General features: G+C 60.9%; 5 protein-coding genes. All 5 read left to right on the top strand.

Features of this window, described 5'->3' with window-relative positions; translation table 11 throughout:
* The coding region (locus tag ELQ90_RS16440; RefSeq protein WP_208020701.1) for an RHS repeat-associated core domain-containing protein at nt 1-586 on the top strand (586 nt) is incomplete at its 5' end.
* 20 nt (nt 587-606) lie between these two features.
* Nucleotides 607-1113, top strand: coding sequence for a hypothetical protein (locus ELQ90_RS16435; protein WP_128496389.1), 507 nt, complete (start codon nt 607-609; stop codon nt 1111-1113).
* An 85-nt stretch (nt 1114-1198) separates the two neighbouring features.
* Nucleotides 1199-2272, top strand: coding sequence for an RHS repeat-associated core domain-containing protein (locus tag ELQ90_RS16430; RefSeq protein ID WP_128496388.1), 1074 nt, complete (start codon nt 1199-1201; stop codon nt 2270-2272).
* A complete protein-coding gene (locus ELQ90_RS16425) occupies nt 2266-3093 on the top strand; it encodes a hypothetical protein (protein ID WP_128496387.1) in 828 nt (275 codons plus the stop codon). Before ELQ90_RS16430 ends, ELQ90_RS16425 begins: the two co-directional genes overlap by 7 nt.
* Nucleotides 3094-3597: 504 nt before the next feature.
* Nucleotides 3598-3924: a hypothetical protein gene (locus ELQ90_RS16420; RefSeq protein WP_128496386.1), complete on the top strand. Its 327-nt coding sequence runs from the start codon at nt 3598-3600 to the stop codon at nt 3922-3924.
* Nucleotides 3925-4084 lie beyond the last annotated feature (160 nt).

Genomic DNA, 4084 nt, shown 5'->3' with positions numbered 1-4084 from the left:
CCAGGGGTCCGTCGCCACGATCGAGATGGGCGCGCGCCAGTACGTTCCCGCTCTGGGCCGCTTCCTCGAGGTGGACCCGGTCGAAGGTGGTGTCGAGAACAGCTATGTGTATCCGCAGGACCCGATCAATCGGTTCGATCTAACGGGTGAGTTCGAGGTCGACTGGGCAGTCGTCGGCGCGGGCGCGCTACTGGCGTTCGATGTCGCTACTACCGTGATGATGTTCGTTCCCGGAGTGAACGTAGTAGGCGCGGGACTCAAGGTGGCATCACTAGCAACCCGTGCGATCGTCACTGCAGTGAAGTATGCGCCGAAAGTGGTCAATGCGGTCAAACGGGCGACACCGATGCTCGTTAACGCGGTCAAGAGCGGTTACAAGCCGAAGGCTCTTTACATTCGACCCAAGGCAGGAAGCCCCGTCATCCTCCGTTATTCGAAGCCGGGGGCGCAGAACCATAGATACGTCAAGCTCGACAAACCCGACAAGCTGCGCCCCTACTGGCACTGGGTGAAAGGATCATACAAATCGAACGGGTCGATGCGAGCCAAACAGCACTACACAATCGGTGGAAGGAAGATCTTCTGATGGGAGGCGATCGGTCGGACATGGCGGAAGAACTTCGCGCGTTCCATGTGCATCCCGCGTTCACAGGTCCGCTGGAAATCGGGTCCGAAGTAGGGGCCGGATTGGTAGTCAGGGACCTGCCTGAATCGTGGGCGTCATTTACGGAGACTCATCAGCTCGCACGATTGAGCGAGATGTGGTTCTCGCTGTGCGAGTGGGGCGAAGATCGAGGCGTCGACGAAGTCCTTATCGATTCCTTCTCATGCTCCGGAAACGATATCTTGACGCAAAGGGGCTTCACTATTCCCCATCGCACCGTGATTCAGAAGTTTCTCTCGCCAGCTCTGTGCGGTCCGGCATCGCTGTCGGCGGAGCCGAAAAGGGTGAAAGAGCGCCTTCTCCCCTTGATCGACATCCCCGTCGTTCAGCTTCGCGCCTTCGTGCGGCGGCAGCTTGTCTTCGAGGTCTACGACGCGAGTTGGGATTCCATGATCGCCTACGCAAATGAGCGTAGCGATCTGCAGAGCCTGTCTTTTGCGCATGTATAACGTTCGCTGCGCGTTGTCTCTCTCAGCAAGGGCGCGGATCTGAAGTTCGTTCCGTCGAAGTCATCGACGACACGGAAGTCGTCACGTGGAGACAGACCTCGCGGACGGCACGAGCATCCGGTACACGCGGGATGCGTCGGATCGGATCGTGGAGCGTCGGGTGTCGAAGGCGAACACCCCGGACGTCGTGACGCGGTTCGGGTTCAGCGGCGCGTCTGACAGCCCGGATCTGGTGCTGGACGGTGACGGTGCCGTGATCGAGCGGACGCTCGGCCTGCCCGGTGGGGTGCTGGCATCGTTCCGTCCGGACGGGTCGGAGACGTGGTCGTTCCCGAACCTCCACGGCGACATCGTCGTGACGACGGACGGTGCCGGGGCGCGGCAGGGTGTTCGGGCGGTGTATGACCCGTTCGGTCAGCCGGTGGATCCGGTGACCGGGGCGGTGGGAACGGCCGCGGCGGATGATGCGGTGCCGGACACGGTGTCGGAGACGGACGCGGACTATGGCTGGTTGGGTCAGCATCAGAAGCTGTACGAGCACCAGGGCTTCGTCGCGACGATCGAGATGGGCGCGCGCCAGTATGTGCCCGCGCTCGGCCGCTTCCTCGAGGTCGACCCGGTGGAAGGCGGGGTCGAGAACGCGTATGTGTATCCGCAGGACCCGATCAACCGGTTCGATCTGACGGGTGAGTTCGAGATCAACTGGGGTCTCGTAGGGGATGTTGTGGGCATTGTCAGCACCGTTGCGATGTTTGTGCCTGGCTTGCAGGTTGTAGGGGCGAGCCTGAAAGCCGCGCTCCTTATCTCGAAGGGCATCAGCCTCCTATCGCGAGCTAACACAGCCTCGAAAGCCGTCAAAGGGATCTATGTGGTGAGAACCGTTGCGGCGAACGGAGGAAAGGGGAAACTGTACGTTGGGCGCTCGGTGAACGTGCAGCGGCGGCTGGCCGAGCACGTTCGGTCGGGAAAGGTGACTCCGGCCGCGGCGCGAGCCGCGAAAGTGTCCAAGGTCAAGGGCGGAACCCGGAGTTTACGCATCGCTGAACAGCGAATGATCAACCGAAAGGGTGGCGTCACTAAATTGGCGAACAAGCGGAACGAGATTGCGCCTCGTCACTGGGCAAGTCACGGGATTAGGGGATCGATGCGGCCATGGTAGCTATCGACATTGAGACCGATGACGATGACGTCGAGTCGATTGCCGTTTTTGAGGGGCGGATCCCGTCGAGATGGGAGCGTTCGGTCATTCGACGGCGGAAGTACATGCTGAACTTGATCAACGTGCCAGATCGATATGCTGATCTTGAGTTCTTGGGAGAGTACGCGAGTTTTCTCACGAGGTTGGCGGTGTCGTCGCCCAACGTCGTAGACGGTCATCCGATTCTCCAGTTGAATGCACTTGAGGAGCTCGCTCTACAGCTATCCGCGAATGCATCTCTCGACCTCAGCTCGATGCCGAACCTGATGGACTTTGGCGGGGAGCTCCAAGGATTTGAGTCGGTGCTGTCCGCCCCCAAGCTGAAGACGGCAAGATTCCAAAACGCTGGCCAGGGGATTCTCCCCGTCATCGCATCTCCGCTCGAATCTCTCGAGTTGGTCGATATGAAGTCAACTCCGCTCAAGCCACGGTTCAGTGAACCCGCAAAGCTGAGAAGCCTTGCTGTTACAGCGGCGAAACGAATTGACGTTGCCGAGTTCGAAGAGCTGAGCGGTCTGGAGGTGCTGGAACTGGCTGACTGTACTGAAATCGTCGGACTGAGCGCCCTCGCCTCCCTGGGCCGTCTGCGTGTCTTGGTGCTTGAGAACTGTAGGTTGCTCGACGAGCCAGACATCTTGCTGTCTCTCGAGGTCGAGAGAATCGCCATCGTTGACAAGAACCCGTTCGATCTCGCATTCCGTGAGCGGGCTGCGAAGGCGTCAGCGAAGTGGGTGTATTTGGGAACTGCTCGACGCGTTCCAAGAGCTACGCGATCGTCGTAGTGCTCGCCGAGGTGTCAGTCGGGTCTTCGCCTCGGATGAAGATGGGGGCGGCACGCAATAGCGCGGAAGAAGAGATAGTCCTCACGTTGTCGTACGACCTTGAGGTGGTCGGCCGCCGAGTGGTGCGCGTCGCTGGTAAGGAGGATGAGACTGTGGATCTTGCTCACATTGAGCCCGTCGTCGTGTGTTGGGACTCGTGCGGCGTTCCGGGGGCGGAAGGCCTAGAACTCAACATCGCGGGGGCTTCGAACACTGCTTTCACGGCAGCACGGGGGCGCCGGAGCCTTCTGATGGCACAACCGACGAAGGCGCCTGGCCGAAACTCGAGCCATCGCTATCCGAGAGCGAGCGTCGTTGATCGGATCCCGGAATCGAGACGGTGGGAACGGCGGACGGTGCGGTCAGTCGGCATCGCGCCCGGGACGACGCCGACATACGGTGTCGTCGCCCCGAACGAAGCATCGGCTCGCGAGGCTGAACGAGACAACGGAGGGGAGTCAAATCATGGGTGCATGGGATAGGGAGCCTTGGGCGAATGACTCGGCGGCGGACTGGTTCGGTGATCTGATGGATTCGACGTCGCTTCGGGAGCAATGGCTCGCGGGGATATCGGCGGACCCCGAGGAGGAGTTCGAGGTCGTGCGCGCGGGCGCGTGGCTCTTCATTCAGCTGGGTCGCACATACGTCTGGCCAATCGAGAACTTGGACGACGACCTCGAGCGCGCCATCGCCGCGTTGTATGCCGTCCGTGGGGCGAAGGAGGTCGCAGAGGATGACGAGCTCGTTGACGCGATCACGATAGAGATCGCCGAGCTGGAATCCCGCCGCTAGACGCAGGACAGGACCGGTTGACGTCGACGACGGTGACGGGTGCACCCGAGGGTGCGTCGGGTGTGAGCTCGTCGCTCGCGTCGATCGGGTACGACGCTCACGGCAACACGGTGACCCTCGCGGATCAGTCGCTCGTGTATGACGTGGCGGATCGTCATGT

Source organism: Labedella phragmitis, from assembly GCF_004078635.1.
GTDB lineage: Bacteria > Actinomycetota > Actinomycetes > Actinomycetales > Microbacteriaceae > Labedella > Labedella phragmitis.
The sequence above is the reverse complement of the archived record's forward strand: the minus strand, read 5'-3'. Positions and strand labels throughout refer to the sequence as shown.